This window comes from Natronorubrum daqingense (assembly GCF_001971705.1).
GTDB classification, from domain to species: Archaea; Halobacteriota; Halobacteria; order Halobacteriales; family Natrialbaceae; genus Natronorubrum; species Natronorubrum daqingense.
In genome coordinates, this window is sequence record NZ_CP019329.1 from 1 (window position 1) to 16,347 (window position 16,347).

Sequence of the window (16,347 nt, forward strand, 5' to 3'; positions counted from 1 at the left end):
CATTTGTCTTTAGCTAAGCCTCACACCTCGGCTGCGTAGCAGTAGCGAGCGTCTCTTGTAAGATCGGCCGTTGCTTGTGGATCTTCTGTGCCTCTTCGATCAGCCGTTCCAACAGTGGCGGTGGCGAGTAGCCAAGGTAGTCACCGAGTTCGTGGAGGATGAGCTGGGCGTGCGACCGGAAGGTCGCCGCCCAGCGTTCCGGCGGAAACACGAGCTCATCGTCAGCCTGCTCGGTGACCAGATCCAACAGATCACGACTCACCAGCAGCGAAAGCAACGCTGCGTACAGCAAAATTTCCACGACAACAGGGTTGCTTGTGTCGAATTCGTCCAGTTCGTACTGCGTTTTCAGCTCACGAAACAACGTCTCTACCTCCCATCGGCACCGATACAGCGTTGCTAGATCTGCCGGCAGGAACTCCTCTCTCGGTAAGTTCGTGATGTATAGATGGTAGTCGTCGGCGTCCTCGTTGCGGACGCCGACGACGCGGAACCGTTTCGTGTCTACTGAACGAGTCCCCTCGTACTGACCTCGCTTGAACTCTGCTTCGACCTCCACGTCGATGTACTTCCGCGAGAGGTCATCGACCACATCGTGGATCTGCTCGCCTTCCAAGGGAATGGCGCGGCCGCGCCATTCCCGTAGTTCCGCCGTTATCACCGGATTCGCGCTCTTCTTCAGCCGACTCACGAAGTAGCCGTCGTTCTCGTCGATCAACGCGAAGCGGCGGTACTTGAAGTACGCGAGATCGAACAGAACGAGCCGCCCTTGGAGCCACGCGCCTGTCTTGAACAACGTGCTGTCGTGCGTTTTCTCGTCGGTCACGTCTGTCCGTTCAATCGTCTTGTCGGTGGCATTGTGGAGCAGGTGGAGCTTCGCTCCAGCCTGCTCCTCGTGGCGAGCTTGGAACTCGTCGGAAAGGAACTCGTGCAACCGCAGCACCGTTCCATCAGCGATCATCACGTCTCTGAATCGGTCGGTATCAGCGTCAACAGCCTCTGGAACAGCGACCTCGTCGAGACCACGCTCGACGAGGTCGCGGAGGTACTCTGCGAGTGACGGTGTGAGCCGGTGATAGAAGCCACCGGGAGAGATCGTCTCATCAGCCGTCGAGTTGTAGCTGCGTCTGAACCCAGCGAGTGTTCGGCTCTCGCCTGCGGCGAAGCCGAACACGAGCGCCCACACGAGGACGGGAATCTGGAGCTTGCCCTCTCGCTCGACCACGCCGAGTTCCTCGGCGTGCTCTTCGAGGAACTCGGAGGGAAAGAGAGTAGTGAGTCGACGCATGATCTTCGATGAGGAGCCGTTGTTGTGCACAGACTCGGCTTCCTCATTCCTCTCGAATAGAAGTCTCGATAAGCCGCCGCTGTCGCGTGGTTTCTCGCTTAGCTAAAGACGGATGGTCGGCCAACTCTTTGCCCGTCTGAACGCGTGGCATTTCGAAGTATCCGCTTCGATAGGCCAACTGCAAGACCTCCTGCTGGCGCGGCGTCAACCGCTCGAGAATGGTACTTTGAAGTGTCGCCCCTGGTTCGCGTGTTCGGGTCCGTCGTGAGAGCAATTCGAGATCTGGAACCTCTTGCGCGAGGCTGTCGACGAATGTACGGACGCTCGCCGATCCAGGGAGATCGACCACAACGGTTGCGGTTCCCGCATCAACCCGAAGCGACCGTACTGTCGCGTTCTGGTTGAGGACGAGACCAGCAAGACTCGGTTCGCTCAATCGCGCCTTGAATAGGGGGGCGTCGTCGCGCTCTACAAGGGAGGTCACTTCCGTGATCCCAAGTACGTCCTTACCGGCGGTCACCACTTGCTCGGGCGCCACGCCTGGCACGGTAAAGAAGACGGTTGCCACGTCGTCAGTTCCTGAAACGAGCCCCTCGAATTCGAGTTTGCTGTCGATAGCTTGTGCCAGGCGACACAGTGGCGTGTCTGCTGCCGTTGAGTGAAGCGTGAGTTCGACGACGCTATCGGCTTGGAACGAGCTCCTCGTTTCAACGGCGTTGATCGTGTGAGCGATCGTCTGGCCGAACTCGGCGAGGATGTCCGTATCCCAGTTCTCAGCGGGGGACCTGCCGTACACGACGAGCACGCCGTAGACAGACTCGTCGTATGTGAGTGGGATACTGAAACACGAACGTGCCCCCTGCTCGAGCGTGATTTCCCGGCACGACCCGCTTCGTGCGTCAGTGACGATATCCTCGATAACCTGCATCTCGCGGGTCCGTATTGCACTCACGAAGGGGGTCCGGAGCGACGGCTGGGTTGTCGTTCGCGATGGTGAGTTTCTGGAGGGTGCTGCTGTCGACACCCGCCCACGACCGCGGTCGGACAGAGTCTGCGTCGGCGTCGAACTCGCCGACCCAGGCGAACTCGTAGCGTGGAGATGCAATCAAGCGCTCACAGACTGCGTCGTCGATCGCGTCGACCGTCTCGGCTTCGACGAGGCTCGTGTCAATCTTACGGACGAGCGAGTTGAGTTGGTTGAGGCGGGTCAACTCCTCGTTTCGCTGCTCCAGTTGTGCCTCGCTTTTGGCGCGATCCCACGCGGTTTCGACGGTCGAAGCGACTGTCTCCACGAGGTCAATCGTTTGCTCGTCGAAGGTGTCGACCTCTGTCGAACCGAGACAGACGACCCCATGGCGACCCAGCGGGACAAATGCACGGCTTCGTAACAACGAACTCGAGCATCCTTGCGAGGACAAGCTACGCCTTTACTAAACTAGTCGATGGGGGTTTGAGACGTCATGAAAGCACTCCGCTGGCACGGCGAACAAGATGTCCGCGTCGACGATGTCCCTAAACCCGAGATCGAGGAACCGACGGACGCGATCGTCGAGATCACCGCGACGGCGATCTGCGGTTCGGATCTTCATCTCTACAACGACTTCATGCCGGGGATGCAGGAGGGCGATATCCTTGGTCACGAGCCGATGGGTGAGGTCGTCGAGGTCGGCGAGGAGGTCGACAACCTCCGCGAGGGCGACCGCGTCGTTATCCCGTTCACGATCAGCTGTGGCTCCTGTTGGTTCTGCGGGAACGACATGTACTCGCTGTGCGACGAGACCAATCCCAACGCCGACATGGCCGCGGAGTCGATGGGCCACTCGCCGGCCGGCCTCTTCGGCTTCTCGCACACGCTGGGCGGCTACGACGGCGGCCAGGCCGAGTACCTGCGGGTTCCCCACGCCGACGTCGGCCCGATCAAGATCGACTCGAACCTCTCGGACGAGGAGGTCCTGTTCCTCTCCGACATCTACCCGACGGGCTACATGGCCGCCGAGAACGCCGAGATCGAGGAGAACGACACGGTCGCGGTCTGGGGCTGTGGCCCAGTCGGCCAGTTCGCCATCCAGAGCGCCTGGATGATGGGCGCCGACCAGGTAATCGCGATCGACCGGATTCCCGAACGCCTCGAGATGGCACAGGGCCACGCCGACACCCAGGTGATCGACTACTCCGAGGAGGACGTCTACGATCGCCTGATGGACGCGACCGACGACTACGGGCCGGATCGGTGTATCGACGCCGTCGGCTCGGAAGCCCACTCGACCTGCGTCGATACCGTCCCCGACGAGCCCGACCGACCGTACGTGATCCAGCAGGCGGCCAAATCCTGTCGCAAGGGTGGAACGCTCTCGATCCCGGGCGTCTACATCGACGGGATGGACGACGTGCCGATGGGACCGATCATGAACAAGGCGCTGACGATCAACACCGGCCAAACCCACGTCCAGGCCTACCTCGACGAACTGCTTGAGACGATCGAGGACGGACAGATCGATCCCTCCGAAATCATCACGCACACGGGCGATCTCGACGACGGCCCCGAGATGTACCAGCGGTTCAACGACAAGGAGGACGACTGCGTCAAGGTCGTCCTCGAGCCGTAACGAAGGTTGATATACTATTTTATTTAATAGATGGCCAGCTAAGAATCGATCTTCAGATGATCGAGCAGATGCCTCTCTATCCCTGTAAATCGATTTTGTGCTGCGCGGCACTGTCTAGTTGAGTCGGTTTGAGAAGTGAGCAGGCCGTTGAGTTAATTTGGAAAGAAACTCGCCTGTTTCATCTTGCGGTAGCGAGGAAACCCCGTGCTTTAGCACGAGGAGGAATCGCGTTCGTTCGTGTCTCGACTCGCCCTACAACGGCCCCTCGGTGTCCAACGATCTCGCACCTTGGAGTAACACCCCTTTCCAGGTAAGGCCGTGCGCGTCTTTGATCTCGCTTAGGCGGTCGTACTCGTCTTGGTCGACTTCGATATTCAGATTGGGCATTTACACACATGGTTATTTTTTAGTTAGCTTTAACTATTGCTCTCTCGTACTCGTAGTTATGACGACGACCGCCACGAAAACGCTCGAAGCCACGCTTGCTTCGCCCACGGCGGGCAAAGAGCAACGGCTCGAGCGAACGGTGGCGACCTACCACCGCGCCCTTTTGGACGCCTTCGAGAGTGGTGCGGATACGCAAACGGCGGTTAACGATGTCGTCACGCCGTACAATCTCACGTCCTACGCCAAGGATGCGCTCAAGAACTACGTCCCGAAGCTTCGGGATACGTACAACGCGTCGGTGTTGGCCGACGACCATCCCGTTCGGTTCACGAACCGTGGGTTCAGTCTCGACCACTCCGACGAGCGTGCGTGCGAGTTCTGCTGGCGCGTACCACAGGCCGGACATGGCAACGCCTTCTGGATTCCGCTTCGGATTAACCCCGAACAGGAATCGCTCTGGTTCGACCTGCTCGACGGGGACGTCTCGGTCGGCGAGTTCCGACTGCAACAGCACCGCAAGAACTGGGTGCTGCACGTCACCGTCGAGTACGAGATCGCCGAACCAGAAACGCTGGACGACCCGACTCGAATTGGCTTCGATATCGGCGAGTCCAAACTGCTGGCGGGCTGTGCCTGTCAGAACGACACTCCGACCCAACCGTACATCTACGACGGCGGTCGTGCGCGAGCACTCCGAAAGGAGATGCACACGACGCTGAAGCGCCTGCAAGAACGCGACGCCTGCGAGTGGCGCGTAGATCAACGCTTCGATCACTACCAGAACGCCTTGACGGACATCGTCGAGAAGGCGTCTCGAGAAGCCGTCGAGTACGCCGAGTCCTTTGACGATCCGGTGATCGTACTCGAGGACTTGTCGTACATCCGCGAGAATCTGGATTACGGCACGTTCATGAACCGGCGTTTGCACGCGTGGGCGTTCGCCAGACTCACCGACCGCATCGAGGACAAGGCCCTCGAAGCCGGTATCCCGGTCGAGTTCGTGAATCCGCACTACACGTCCCAGACGTGCCACGCCTGCGGATATATCGGACGCCGCGGGTCGCAAGCTGAGTTCAAGTGTACGAACCCGGAGTGTTGGGTCACGGAGTACCAAGCAGATATCAACGCGGCGGCGAACATCGCCGATCGCGTTGATCCGTGGGGAGAGAGCGTTCCTTGGAAACCGGAACGTGATGACTCACCACGGAATGGGAGCCGTTGTGACACGGCCACAGGACACCGCACGCCGAGTCGGCAATCCCGACAGACGACGCTTGTGGCCTTCGAGTCCTGAAACCTCCCTCGACGCGAGGCTTCCCTTGTAGGAAGCCCCGCCCTTTAGGGCGGGTGAGGATGTCACTGATAGAGGGAACGCAAGAGATTTCTCCCCAAGATGAATAGTATCCACGTGCCGAGGAGCTTCATTGCCGATGTCGCGCTAACCCACCCCGATTTTCCCCTCGGGCCGACACTCAAAGCAATCCCGACTGCATCGATCACGGAAGAGTCAATTCGCCCAGCGACAACCGCAGACGAGCCGGCCGTCCTCTATCGGGTAACAGACGTCGACTTCCGGACCTTCGAGTCGGCACTCGAGCACGACGACACGGTTAGTGAGTGGGCCTAAACGATGGACTTCGGCGACACGCGGATGTACCGTGTCCAGCACAGTCCGGCGACGGAATTTGTCACCCCGACGCTATCCGACCTCGAGATCCACGTCATCAGTATCGAAAGTGCCGGCCGTGACTGGCACTTTCGGTTAGAGACGGCTGAGCGAGACCACCTCGGTGCATTTTGGGACCATTGTCGCGCCGAGGACATTCAGTTCGAACTGGAGACGCTCCGAAGTTCCGGGGCCCAGCCGATAAAGGAGCGCGTCAGCATTAAAGCAACACTGACCGAGCGTCAACTGGAGGTCGCCCGGGTCGCGGCCCAGATGGGTTACTACGACAAAGGCGGTGTCAGTGCGAAGGAGGTTGCCGCCGAACTCGGAATTGCTTCATCGACGTTATCGACCCATCTGCGCCGAATTAACGCAAATATCTTCGCCACGCTGTTCGACGATGCATCCGGATGAGATTCGCGACGTGGCCTGATTTCGGGCACCCGTTATAAGTGGGCGGATTATCTGTCTTTAGCTAAGTGAAGAACCACGTGACAGCGGCGGCTTATCGAGGCATCTTTTCGAGAGGAATGAGGAGGCAACGGCTGTGTCCACCAATGCCTCCTCATCTCGGATTATGCGTCGGCTCACTACACTGTTTCCCTCTGAGTTCCTCGAAGAGCACGCCGAGGAACTCGGCGTGGTCGAACGCGACCGCAAGCTCCAGATTCCCGCCTTCGTCTGGGCATTCGTGTTCGGCTTCGCCGCAGGCGAAAGCCGAACACTCGCTGGCTTCAGACGCAGCTACAACTCGACGGCCGACGACCCGATTCTCCCGGCGGCTTCTATCACCGGTTGACGCCGTCTCTTGCAGAGTACTTCCGCGACCTCGTCGAGCACGGCCTCGACGAGGTCGCTGTCCCTGACACTGTTGACGCCGATATCGACCGCTTCAGGGACGTGATGATCGCTGATGGAACCGTCCTGCGGTTGCACGAGTTTCTCTCCGACGAATACGAAGCCCGGAAAGAGGAGCAGGCTGGAGCGAAGCTCCACCTGCTCCACAATGCTACCGAGCAAACGGTAGAACGCCTCGACGTGACTGACGAGAAAACGCACGACAGTACGCTGTTTAACACAGGATCGTGGCTCGAAGATCGACTCATTCTGTTCGACCGAGCCTACTTCAAGTACCGCCGCTTCGCGTTGATCGACGAGAACGGCGGCTACTTCGTGAGCCGGCTGAAAGAGAGTGCAAACCCGGTGATATCAGAGGAATTACGGGAATGGCGCGGCCGCGCCATTCCCTTGGAAGGTGAGCAGATCCACGATGTTATGGATGACCTGCACCGCGAGTACATCGACGTGGAAGTCGAAGCCGAGTTCGACCGAAGACCGTACGGAGGAACGCAATCACGCGATAGGAAGCAGTTCCGCGTCGTCGGCGTCCGCAAAGAGGACGCCGACGACTACCATCTGTATATCACGAACCTGCCGAGAGAAGAGTTCCTGCCATCGGATCTAGGGACGATCTATCGCTGTCGGTGGGAGGTGGAGTTGCTGTTTCGGGAGTTGAAGACGCAGTACGAACTGGACGAGTTCGATACGACGAAGGAGCATGTCGTCGAAATTCTGTTGTACGCGGCGTTGCTGTCGCTGCTCGTGAGTCGTGAGTTGCTCGATCTGGTCACCGAACAGGCGGACGATGAGATCGTGTTTCCGCCAGAACGCTGGGCGGCGACCTTTCGGTCGCACGCCCAGCTCATCCTCCACGAACTCAGCGAATACCTCGGCTACTCGCCGCCACCGCTGCTCGACCGACTGATCGACGACGCACAGAAGATCCACCAGCAACGGCCAGTGTTACAAGAGACGCTCGCTACCGCTACGCAACCGAGGTGTGAGGCTTAGCTAAAGACGAATGGATTGACGACTTTCTCGAGCAAGACGATCGGGGCGAGGACTACGTGGAGTTGTTCACGCTCAAGGATTCCGACTGAGGGAAACGCCTTAGCCGTATCGCGCTCGAAACTGTTTCTTCTGCAGCGATCAAGCGACCTCTCTGATCGAACCAGGCCCGATTGCTTTCGGATATATCGGTTTCCGTTTCTCGAGAATATGGTTCCAAAACGCGATCGTCGTCTGTACCCAGCCATCGCCGAGTGGATAGACTAGCGTCTCGAACTCCTCACCCGTGAATCGAGGTCCGTTCTGCGTGGACTCACACTCGAGACGCTGATTCACGAGTCGATCGATCGGTGCCGTGAACTCATCGTCGCGTGTTCTCGACACTAAGACTGGGCAGTCGTACCGACGAGCGGCCGCTGCGAGCTTCGCGAGCGATTGCATGAACAGTGGTTGGCCCTGCTCGCCCATCTCATCATCCCTGTAGAACCCATCGAGTGCTGGAGCGACGATCAAGCCGACAACGTCTGTGTCGACATCGTTGCCACTGTAGCTGTCGTCGCCCAGTAACCGCTTGCACAGTGTGTTGTGTTGGTAGCCGGTGAACGCCCTTGCGACGTTGATTCGATCCAGCGCACGGCGGCTAGGCGCGATTTCGGACAGTGGCTCCGTCTGTGCGTGGCCGAAGGTATCGATCCACCAGGCACTCTCACGCTCGAGGAGAACGTGATCGACGACGAGTGTTTGGAGTGGCCCTGGTTTCGTCGACTCAAGGAGCGTGACACCGGGCTCGAGTGATGGGAGGTCTGGTATTGGTTGGTCAAATTTCGTCTGCATGTCTATTCCTCTGCAGACTGGGTAGTTAACCGTCGGTGTGCGGGTTCCGATAGTTCCGATACTAACACAGGGGTATATTTTTACTGACAAATACCGGTATGCCGGCCAATAGTCTTAATTTGAGATAGTAAAAATCTCCAACCGTTGGCCGGTGATACCTCATCGCACCTGAGACAATACTACCGGCCGCTTTTGGGTCCTACGTGCCACGTACTGGTCCCGATTGACACCTACTCCTCGGTCAGGGGATTTCACGTCGGCTCACCACCGACGTATTCTCAGCCGCTAGTTTATATCGGAAGCCGCGGCCAACGTCGGTGATGTTCGATCGAACCCCACAAGAGGATCTGCTTGTCGTCGAAGCACTCGTTGAGTTTAGCCATCGCGAACGCGATCGCCGACCAGGTCGATCAGCACGAGCGTGGGTGATGGCAAAAGAAATCGCTGGGAGCCACGGACTCGAGGTCGAGGACGCCCTCGGACAACTCGATCAACTCTCACGCTAACCACTTTCACTCCGGTCGGCGAACGTCCAAGAGGGTCACGGCCGATGGAACGTGTATGGCTGCGATTGACCCTGATTTCCCGATGGACCGGATTCTCGAGTCCGACCACGAACGTTCGATTAAACAAGCGTTCCGGACGGCACTGTCACAGCCTACGCCGGAGATCACGGACGTAACGACGATCGAGTTTGATGATGAGATGGATCTGCTCGATGTAGAACGGATGGCACTCGAGCGATTCGAAGACAACTCGATTCATTTCGGGGTCGTCATCCCCCACCCCGAGGACGTTGCCCTGTTGACGGACGAAGTCGAATGCTGTCCGCACGAACACCGTGCTATGGAAGGGGAGTTGTCGACGCTTGCCGAGCTTGGAGATTCCTATGCCGACCTCGAGCGGGACCTGATCGAACTGACTGCGTTGATGTGCGACCTTCCAGAGACGCCCAGAGAGATGCAGAAGTACGTCTTCGACGAACGGCTCTCGTTCGATAACCTGTACTGCATCGGTGGTCGGTTAACGTTCACGTTTGGCGTGATGGTCTCCTCGATCGTGATTCAACTCTACCAGGATTACGAGCACGAGATCGGGCAGCGAGTTGGTATTCCGATCGACCCGTCTACGGACGAACTCGTTGGAAGCCAGTAGAAACAGGCCGTTATTCTCCGTCGCCGCCGTCTCCGCCCCGATCGCCTTTGCGAGTAGCCCGTCCCGCTGCTGTATCGGGCCAATCGTCGCGCTGGTACTCGCCTGCGTGTTCTGTGTTTACGTGCTCGAGAAGTTCGGCGGTGCCACCTGGGGTGTACTCACAGTCGGGTGACGGGCAGTCGAAGGTGCGGACGCTTGAATCAGGCATTGGATTTGTGGTAGGAACGCGGGCGTGATAGATTCAATGGCTCGAGATTGAGAACGTGCTGAATCAACGAGCATGTCCCTGACCGCCCGTCGTTAGAAGAGTGACCAATCTACTTGTCGTCTGAACAGAGTTGGCCTAAGGCACTTCGAATTTTGTCCCGAAGCCCCTCCCGCTCACGGGTCGACATGACATGAACAAGTGCGATTTGATCCTCTGGGATAATCATTTTCTTACGATTGGGCTCTTCATCGAGCGGTTCCAGATTGGTGATGACTGGCGAGTGCAATACTAGCTGTCGCTCTTTTTCCACCCGGCTATACTCAGCTAACATACCAACAACGTCGGTTCCATTTTTTAACTGGACCATTACTTGCTCTGCATCTCGGAGTCCACCGACCCACGGCTGCCATGGGTTCCGTTTGTGACTTGTAAACCTTCCCAGAACCTCGCGAAGGAAATGGGAAGTGTTGTACGTCAATGTTATTGCATACACGAGGCCGAGCATACATGAGAGAACGAACAAGAGGACTGCAGCGCTGACGTTGAATTGTTGTTCGGCAAAGAAAATCCCCTCGAGTGCAGAGCGGTCAGTAACCTGTTCGCCCCACCATGTCTGAACGATCCAGATGAATATAACGTCGATGAAAATACTGGAGATGAAACTGGTCAAATAAAATCTATCGCGACCGACCTGCTGTTCGACGACCCCTAGTGTAACGCCGATCAGGACAGCGATTACACCAGGGGCGATGAGGAGGGCAGCAAGGGTTAGCGTTTCAGCCGTGACCATTTAAGAGTGGATATTAAAGGCTTCAGTCGCTGTCTCCGCTAGTATCGCCATCAGACTCTGTACCCTGATTTGGGTTATTGCTTGTTGGTGCCACTGTGTAGCCCCCGTCGGGCATTTCGCTTGGGTCAGTGACTTCACCACCCTTTTCGACTGTCTCGTATCGTTCGCCGAGTTGGCGCTTTTCCGAGCCTGTTGCTTCGTGGTCAAAGGATTCAGAAAAGGCATCTAGGTCCTCTGATCCGTCCGTGTTGTCTGCGTCGTCAGTCATACGTCATACGATGTTACGCTCGTACTTAACGATTGTCTGTGGGTGGTGAAAGTAATCTAGTAGTTTATTTCAGAATCTACGATTCAAACTCCCATTCACCGTCCCTCATATGACTGGATTGGGAGTATCCAATGGCGTTCCAGAGTGGTTGAATTACCGGAGTAAGCTCATCTCGAAGGTTACCGTCACCAAGTATTGTCACTGGAGTTCTAACTGGAGTGTCTTTAATTTCTGAGTGTCGACTAAATCCTCCCCTTGTGCGAATCAATACACCATCCAAATTCACGTAACTCACAGTTACGAGCGTTCCTTCCTGGTTCCCCTCTCGAAGTCGTTCAATGTATGCGTCGACGAGACTGACCAGCCCTTTTTCAAATTTTGAAGTTACAAACTGTGATGTTTCTTCGTCGTTATTATTGCGATTTGAGAGCACAGAAGTGCTAACCGCCTCGAGTATTCCACTTCGGTCTACCCGCGTCACTGTCTCTCTATTTTCAAATGGATCGTCTTGATGTGCTACAATACCTCTGCTGTCTAATTTGGAGTTGGTATGCAACCGATCTCCGGTCTTGACTATTGGCCAATTGTCATAGTCCTGCTGGAGTTGCCCTACATCGACCTGATTAGTGGGCGTATTCTGGAAGTATGCTGGTGAAGCCACATGAACGATCACAGCACCATTGTCAAAACCAGCGACGCTGGCGTTGAGACGGTGTTGGGTATCTTTTCGACGGTGATGATATTCTTGGAAGATTGTTGCTTCATCATTCGATCGGAGTGCTGCGTTGTGTAGGTCTCGGTGAGGATCGCCGGTCATACATAGATGATCTCATGCCGCTTAAATAACAGTTTGCGACGTGGAGTGAAAGTGGAACAGAATATGTATCTCCCCGGTCAGGGTGGTCGAGCGGGGGTGCTTGCTCGAGATATCGCTTTGGGGAACGGGCTTGACGTTGAGGATACGCTGGATCAGCGAGCGGCATTATTGTGCGAACCCGACTCTTGAATCCTGAGTCGCATGTTGTGGCTTGCTAAGCTACCCAAGTCGAAACTCGAGTCCAGACTTTTCGTATATGGATCGGCTACAAATGAGTGAGAGTCCGTCGGGGGTTACAATCCACTAATTTGGAGTGTAAGAAAACAAGCAGTCAAACCAAGCACAAGGTATGAAAGCGATCTAGTAATTAAACGCGAAATAAAAACGTGCGAAAAACAGCTACCGCTCAGGAATTTCGAACCCGAAAACTACGGCTGACCGCTACCCCACCCGCAACAGGAACTGACCGAGCACCGTAGCGAACGTCTTCGCGGTCAGCACAGGTGGAGTTCGAACATCCATGTCGATGGCGATCTTGATGAGGTAGTCAGTCAACCGCCAAAGGTTGTAGATCAGCGCTGCCAGAACGAAATTCGTGAGTCGAACCCGGTAATCGGTTGAAGACGTCCGCGGTAGGTACTCCACGATAGTCTTGTACTGGTTCTCAATATCCCATCGCCGTCGATATTGATTCACAACGTGTCTGATCTCACCAGGAGTATCGACGCTGTCACGGTTCGTCACAAACACCGCGTAGTTCCCGTCAGCATCGTCATCCCGAACTGGCACATAGAGGAAGTGTGCCGTGTGGTGGAGTTCCCCATCTTTCCAGAATTCAACGTCAGGTTCGACCGCCATGTCCGCCTCGGGGTGCGCTTTGATCTTCTCGATGTTTTCATAATCGTCCGTGTACCTCGGAACGGGTGTGGTGTACAACAACCCGCGATCTTCGATAGCTGCGTACACATCTTCGCTGTAGAACCCACGATCAAGCAACACCTCATCGAGATCCACAAATTCCTGTGCTCGATCTAACAACCGCTCGACGAGGTCGGCTTTCGGATACGACGGAGCGTCTTCCTCTTCCCACTTCGAATTCTGCTTGTACGGTTCAACACCGAGTATGATCGGGACGTTGTCACCGACGAGCGTGATGGTGGCGTACTTGTACCCTTGTTTCTTCGGATCGTCATCGACGTACCCGTTGACCATTCGCGGGTAATTCGGCTTCGGGATCTCCTTGTCTCTGTCTTCCCACGGACTCACGGTGAACGGGTCATCCGTGATGTCAATTGCAGCAATGGTTTTCCGGTCATCGAACGGGTCATCGCCACGGATCGAGTTGATCACGTTGTCCGTCGCCCCGTCGAACGCTTTCATGACCTCGTTGCGAATCGCATCGATCTTCGGCATACGATTTTCCTCGAACACCGAGTCCAAGGTGAGCTGCATCGAGTCATCATCGTCAGGCGTGGCGATTAATTTGAGCGCGCGGAGAAGCGTTGAACCGTCGCACGTCAACTCATCGTTGAGTAGATACCCAATCTCGCCTTCAGAATGCGCACTCCCGTTATTCGAACAGATGCGTGCAACTTGGTCTAAGAGTTCGATATCTTCGTATTGACGGTTCGACGCACGACCCGTAACGAACTCTGGGAGCGCGTGTTTCCTGGCTAACTTTACTGATTTGTGTGTTTTCTCGCGTTTGTACTCGCGTTTCGTTTTCTCAGTGTCTTCCTCGTCCTCTTCATCCGGGGCGGGAGTTGGGACGAGTGCTTCTGAGATAATGCCGTGTTCAACGACTTCTCCTCTGATACCGTTAGCAGCGGCTTCAATGATGTTCCATGTCGCGTCACTAAAGTTGCATTTCGCGTATGAAAGGTCCTGCTGAGACGGGGCGTCCTCTAACTTCTTGATTTGAAACCCAGCGGCTTTCACCAAACTGGAACGCTCACTCAACTGGTCTGCGAATTCGCTTTGTGAATACCCGCGAATAAGACGGTACAGGTGGGCTCGAACCATCTCTTCGGTCCCGAAATCAGCCTTTCCCTGGTCGCGGTGATCGGTGAGGAGGTCTACTGGTATTGAAAGTTTGTTGATGACGTCCCAGAGGTGGTCTTCGCGCTTGCAAAGCGTCTCTGCGTGTACGACGATGGCTTCAGCGACTGCGGGATCGTCACGCACCATAAAAATCACCGAACGCGGGGTGGACGAGATGGTTGCACAGCTGGAGCGGGGAGCGAGTGAAGGTCGCCAGCTGGAGTCGAGTGCGCGTCATGGGCGTCAGGGTACGGAAATGGGTGTGACTGGCCGGGTTACCTCGACTCGTGATTTCGAGTTGGGACTGTGCTGGTGGTGACTCCCCATCGTTTCCGGTGGAGTAAGTGAAGGAACTGGTCGAACGGTAGCTGGCACTGCGCACTCGAATGCTCGTCAGATTCTCTCAAAAGGTGGTTCGCCAGCGAGTACGCGTTACCCTCGGTTGCTGCGCGCTCGTAATCAGCGCGGGATAACTCCGCTTGAGACACCGCTTTCGTTTGGAGTCTCGTACGGAGGAGACGGTTGTGAACGTGGGCGTTCCACCGTTTTTCATACGTCTCTGGAACCATATCCGACTCCAGATCCGACTTCGACACGTCGATATTTGTTACGAATCCAACGTATTCTTCAGGTGCCGAGTCTTCAGGGACATACACCAGGTTCGTGGTGCATGCCGGCGTGCCGTCCACGAACACATCGACGTCGCGTTCAACAGCGTGCGTAGCGTCGCCACGGGTTTTGACCGTTGAGATTCGTTCACGGTCTCGCGTGGTGAGTCGTGAGCAGATGATGTACTCAACGTGTTGTCGCTCGAACTCTGAGATGACGTTTCCAGCGTGAAACGCTCGGGGTGCCAGGAGCGTGTCGATCTCAACGTGTTCTTCGGCTTGCTCGATGAGCGTCCGGGCGATCTCCGCGTACGTTCGCGGCTCAGATTGAGTTTCGTCGCCTGGTTTGCTCAGCGGTTCGACGGCAAGGACAACTGGGACTGGCGTGTTGACAGTGGTGATCGTAGCGAAGCGCGGTGTGGGAGTCGGCGTGACTTCCACCTCGCTTGCGTCTCCTGGCGCTGTAGTGGCTTCGAGCCAGTAATCAGAATCGAGCCGGGTGATGTCGATTGCGACTGTAATTGACCCCGCGTACGCGTCGTACGTATGTAGTGAATCAACGAGACTCTCAACGGAGGAGGTGAGTTGGTCAGCAGTCGAATAACGCCGCCCTTCGACTTTTTCTGGGAATGACTCGGTGGAGTCGGTGTTGGATGCTGACTTCTTGGACGCGAGTTTCTCACGAAGTGTTTCTACGTTCGGAGTCTGTCGTTCAGTGTTCTCACTGAAAATCCGTTCGCAGGTCAGTTCAACTACACGCTGAATGGTGTTTCGGTCGTGGTTTGAGTGGGTTGTCGGTTTCATCTGTATCTAATTTACTTCGATTTTTGCCTTGGGTTCGCGGGTGTGATTTCCGAAATCGGTTCGGAACACACCAGTAAGGCTGTTAGAACCGCAGACACATATAAATTACAGAGATTAAACTACTGCATTAAACTGTAGTACGTACAGTACTACACTACGAAGTTCAGTCTAAACAATACCGCAGTACAACTATTTGTAGTGAGCTTCCCACAACTCGAATAGATGGTCAAGCAAATCAGCGGGTACTTAGAGATGAGTGGCGCAATCGGACTGCTGGTTCACCTCAAGTATGAAAGCAGACGATTTAACGAACTGAAAGACCTGGTCGGCGTCAGCCCCTCAACACTCACCACTCGATTAAACGAAGGACGCGACCTCGGACTCATCACAACACGAATCGGGGAAGACGAGTACGACCTCGATCAGCGTTCAATTCATCATGAGTACATGATCACCGACCGTGGTGAACTCGTCCTGGAGAAAATGGACGAGTTCGAAGTCACGTACGCGTACAAACAACTCCGCGAAGCTGAACAAAAACTCGTGGAGGGTAGAGAAAACCTCCGCGTATGGATCGAGGATAACGAAGACGAGATCGCCCAAGCAGAAGACGAGCATTCAACGCGTGACAAATACGGTGAAGACGTAACGGAACCTGCTGAAGTGGATGGTGACTACTCAGAATTTATGGAGAAGGATTGAACAGTACGTTTGTTGTGGCCAGTGAGACTTCCACTTAGAGAATGTTGGACCTTTGAACAGAGTGTCTCTGCTGATCAATAGCAGTAGGGCGTCTTAACCCCTCAAGCGCTGAAAAGGCTGAGTAGGCCCTTCTTCACGAGATTCTCGCCAGTCTCAGTGAGCTCGCCGCTTGCCTTGCCTGTCCGAATAGCGCCTGGAGGAATCGTATACAATGCCCACAGCATCAGGTATGTTTTGTTGTTGAAGGAAATACCCGAGAGGTGTTCGTCTTTCAGCTCAGGCGCGTAGTGGTCGTAGTTCTTTGCGCCAGTACCAACACACATCAC

19 protein-coding genes and 1 pseudogene are annotated in these 16,347 nt (G+C 55.8%); 8 read left to right on the forward strand and 12 right to left on the reverse strand.

Annotation, left to right across the window (positions count from 1 at the left end; genetic code table 11):
* Positions 1–13 precede the first annotated feature (13 nt).
* From BB347_RS17395 to BB347_RS19680, 3 genes are read right to left on the reverse strand one after another with little or no spacing between them, the layout of a single operon-like run.
* On the reverse strand, positions 14–1,288 hold the full coding sequence (locus BB347_RS17395; RefSeq protein WP_076583324.1) for an IS4 family transposase: 1,275 nt from the start codon (positions 1,286–1,288) through the stop codon (positions 14–16).
* Between the two features lie 43 nt (positions 1,289–1,331).
* Positions 1,332–2,240 (reverse strand): bacterio-opsin activator domain-containing protein, encoded by a 909-nt coding sequence (locus tag BB347_RS17400; protein WP_236996023.1) that lies wholly within the window; start codon positions 2,238–2,240, stop codon positions 1,332–1,334.
* On the reverse strand, positions 2,188–2,706 hold the full coding sequence (locus tag BB347_RS19680; RefSeq protein ID WP_236996024.1) for a GAF domain-containing protein: 519 nt from the start codon (positions 2,704–2,706) through the stop codon (positions 2,188–2,190). Before BB347_RS19680 ends, BB347_RS17400 begins: the two co-directional genes overlap by 53 nt.
* Positions 2,707–2,748: 42 nt before the next feature.
* Here BB347_RS19680 and BB347_RS17405 point away from each other — a divergent pair, with 42 nt between their 5' ends.
* Positions 2,749–3,894, forward strand: a complete 1,146-nt coding sequence (locus BB347_RS17405; RefSeq protein ID WP_076584390.1) for a zinc-dependent alcohol dehydrogenase — start codon at positions 2,749–2,751, stop codon at positions 3,892–3,894.
* A gap of 252 nt (positions 3,895–4,146) precedes the next feature.
* Here the strand turns inward: BB347_RS17405 and BB347_RS19840 are convergent, their stop codons facing one another.
* A complete protein-coding gene (locus BB347_RS19840) occupies positions 4,147–4,281 on the reverse strand; it encodes a hypothetical protein (RefSeq protein WP_257787647.1) in 135 nt (44 codons plus the stop codon).
* A gap of 58 nt (positions 4,282–4,339) precedes the next feature.
* Between BB347_RS19840 and BB347_RS17410 the strand changes: the two genes are divergently transcribed.
* The 4 genes and pseudogenes from BB347_RS17410 to BB347_RS17420 all read left to right on the forward strand — a co-directional run bounded on the left by BB347_RS17410 (position 4,340) and on the right by BB347_RS17420 (position 7,798).
* Positions 4,340–5,575, forward strand: a complete 1,236-nt coding sequence (locus BB347_RS17410) for an RNA-guided endonuclease TnpB family protein (protein ID WP_076584392.1) — start codon at positions 4,340–4,342, stop codon at positions 5,573–5,575.
* 114 nt (positions 5,576–5,689) lie between these two features.
* The gene (locus BB347_RS18855) at positions 5,690–5,908 is read left to right on the forward strand and encodes a hypothetical protein (RefSeq protein WP_139327089.1); all 219 of its coding nucleotides are present in this window, start codon (positions 5,690–5,692) and stop codon (positions 5,906–5,908) included.
* A gap of 3 nt (positions 5,909–5,911) precedes the next feature.
* Positions 5,912–6,361, forward strand: coding sequence for a helix-turn-helix domain-containing protein (locus tag BB347_RS17415; RefSeq protein ID WP_083687842.1), 450 nt, complete (start codon positions 5,912–5,914; stop codon positions 6,359–6,361).
* Positions 6,362–6,524: 163 nt separating this feature from the next.
* Positions 6,525–7,798 (forward strand): annotated as a pseudogene (locus tag BB347_RS17420) (IS4 family transposase).
* A 138-nt stretch (positions 7,799–7,936) separates the two neighbouring features.
* On the opposite strand, the gene BB347_RS17425 reads toward BB347_RS17420, so the two are convergent.
* On the reverse strand, positions 7,937–8,629 hold the full coding sequence (locus BB347_RS17425) for a hypothetical protein (protein WP_076584394.1): 693 nt from the start codon (positions 8,627–8,629) through the stop codon (positions 7,937–7,939).
* 320 nt (positions 8,630–8,949) lie between these two features.
* On the opposite strand from BB347_RS17425, the gene BB347_RS17430 reads away from it, so the two are divergent.
* Both BB347_RS17430 and BB347_RS17435 read left to right on the forward strand, forming a co-directional pair.
* On the forward strand, positions 8,950–9,135 hold the full coding sequence (locus BB347_RS17430) for a hypothetical protein (RefSeq protein WP_076584396.1): 186 nt from the start codon (positions 8,950–8,952) through the stop codon (positions 9,133–9,135).
* Positions 9,136–9,190: 55 nt separating this feature from the next.
* Entirely contained in the window at positions 9,191–9,784 is a 594-nt protein-coding gene (locus BB347_RS17435) for a hypothetical protein (RefSeq protein ID WP_139327090.1), read from the forward strand.
* Positions 9,785–9,794: 10 nt separating this feature from the next.
* On the opposite strand, the gene BB347_RS17440 is transcribed toward BB347_RS17435, so the two are convergent.
* The 6 genes from BB347_RS17440 to BB347_RS17460 form a co-directional block, all read right to left on the reverse strand.
* A complete protein-coding gene (locus BB347_RS17440; RefSeq protein WP_076584399.1) occupies positions 9,795–9,992 on the reverse strand; it encodes a hypothetical protein in 198 nt (65 codons plus the stop codon).
* 109 nt (positions 9,993–10,101) lie between these two features.
* A complete protein-coding gene (locus BB347_RS17445) occupies positions 10,102–10,782 on the reverse strand; it encodes a DUF6338 family protein (RefSeq protein ID WP_076584401.1) in 681 nt (226 codons plus the stop codon).
* 22 nt (positions 10,783–10,804) lie between these two features.
* Positions 10,805–11,050 carry a hypothetical protein gene (locus BB347_RS17450; protein ID WP_139327091.1) on the reverse strand — a complete coding sequence of 82 codons (246 nt, stop codon included), beginning with the start codon at positions 11,048–11,050 and terminating at the stop codon, positions 10,805–10,807.
* A 76-nt stretch (positions 11,051–11,126) separates the two neighbouring features.
* The gene (locus tag BB347_RS19080; protein WP_139327092.1) at positions 11,127–11,867 is read right to left on the reverse strand and encodes a hypothetical protein; all 741 of its coding nucleotides are present in this window, start codon (positions 11,865–11,867) and stop codon (positions 11,127–11,129) included.
* 441 nt (positions 11,868–12,308) lie between these two features.
* Positions 12,309–14,054, reverse strand: coding sequence for a transposase (locus BB347_RS17455; protein WP_076584404.1), 1,746 nt, complete (start codon positions 14,052–14,054; stop codon positions 12,309–12,311).
* 128 nt (positions 14,055–14,182) lie between these two features.
* The gene (locus BB347_RS17460) at positions 14,183–15,319 is read right to left on the reverse strand and encodes a hypothetical protein (protein WP_076584406.1); all 1,137 of its coding nucleotides are present in this window, start codon (positions 15,317–15,319) and stop codon (positions 14,183–14,185) included.
* Between the two features lie 222 nt (positions 15,320–15,541).
* On the opposite strand from BB347_RS17460, the gene BB347_RS17465 reads away from it, so the two are divergent.
* Entirely contained in the window at positions 15,542–16,021 is a 480-nt protein-coding gene (locus tag BB347_RS17465) for a winged helix-turn-helix transcriptional regulator (protein WP_076584408.1), read from the forward strand.
* Positions 16,022–16,122: 101 nt separating this feature from the next.
* On the opposite strand, the gene BB347_RS19685 is transcribed toward BB347_RS17465, so the two are convergent.
* A complete protein-coding gene (locus BB347_RS19685) occupies positions 16,123–16,344 on the reverse strand; it encodes a hypothetical protein (protein ID WP_212667318.1) in 222 nt (73 codons plus the stop codon).
* Positions 16,345–16,347: the final 3 nt, after the last annotated feature.

What these genes read in the sequence shown, in the direction of transcription:
- BB347_RS17395 (WP_076583324.1), bottom strand. Translation starts at nt 1,288, where the DNA reads ATGCGTCGACTCACTACTCTCTTTCCCTCCGAGTTCCTCGAAGAGCAC.
- BB347_RS17405 (WP_076584390.1), top strand. Translation starts at nt 2,749, where the DNA reads ATGAAAGCACTCCGCTGGCACGGCGAACAAGATGTCCGCGTCGACGAT.
- BB347_RS19840 (WP_257787647.1), bottom strand. Translation starts at nt 4,281, where the DNA reads ATGCCCAATCTGAATATCGAAGTCGACCAAGACGAGTACGACCGCCTA.
- BB347_RS17410 (WP_076584392.1), top strand. Translation starts at nt 4,340, where the DNA reads ATGACGACGACCGCCACGAAAACGCTCGAAGCCACGCTTGCTTCGCCC.
- BB347_RS17415 (WP_083687842.1), top strand. Translation starts at nt 5,912, where the DNA reads ATGGACTTCGGCGACACGCGGATGTACCGTGTCCAGCACAGTCCGGCG.
- BB347_RS17425 (WP_076584394.1), bottom strand. Translation starts at nt 8,629, where the DNA reads ATGCAGACGAAATTTGACCAACCAATACCAGACCTCCCATCACTCGAG.
- BB347_RS17430 (WP_076584396.1), top strand. Translation starts at nt 8,950, where the DNA reads ATGTTCGATCGAACCCCACAAGAGGATCTGCTTGTCGTCGAAGCACTC.
- BB347_RS17435 (WP_139327090.1), top strand. Translation starts at nt 9,191, where the DNA reads ATGGCTGCGATTGACCCTGATTTCCCGATGGACCGGATTCTCGAGTCC.
- BB347_RS17440 (WP_076584399.1), bottom strand. Translation starts at nt 9,992, where the DNA reads ATGCCTGATTCAAGCGTCCGCACCTTCGACTGCCCGTCACCCGACTGT.
- BB347_RS17445 (WP_076584401.1), bottom strand. Translation starts at nt 10,782, where the DNA reads ATGGTCACGGCTGAAACGCTAACCCTTGCTGCCCTCCTCATCGCCCCT.
- BB347_RS17450 (WP_139327091.1), bottom strand. Translation starts at nt 11,050, where the DNA reads ATGACTGACGACGCAGACAACACGGACGGATCAGAGGACCTAGATGCC.
- BB347_RS19080 (WP_139327092.1), bottom strand. Translation starts at nt 11,867, where the DNA reads ATGACCGGCGATCCTCACCGAGACCTACACAACGCAGCACTCCGATCG.
- BB347_RS17455 (WP_076584404.1), bottom strand. Translation starts at nt 14,054, where the DNA reads ATGGTGCGTGACGATCCCGCAGTCGCTGAAGCCATCGTCGTACACGCA.
- BB347_RS17460 (WP_076584406.1), bottom strand. Translation starts at nt 15,319, where the DNA reads ATGAAACCGACAACCCACTCAAACCACGACCGAAACACCATTCAGCGT.
- BB347_RS17465 (WP_076584408.1), top strand. Translation starts at nt 15,542, where the DNA reads ATGGTCAAGCAAATCAGCGGGTACTTAGAGATGAGTGGCGCAATCGGA.
- BB347_RS19685 (WP_212667318.1), bottom strand. Translation starts at nt 16,344, where the DNA reads ATGTGTGTTGGTACTGGCGCAAAGAACTACGACCACTACGCGCCTGAG.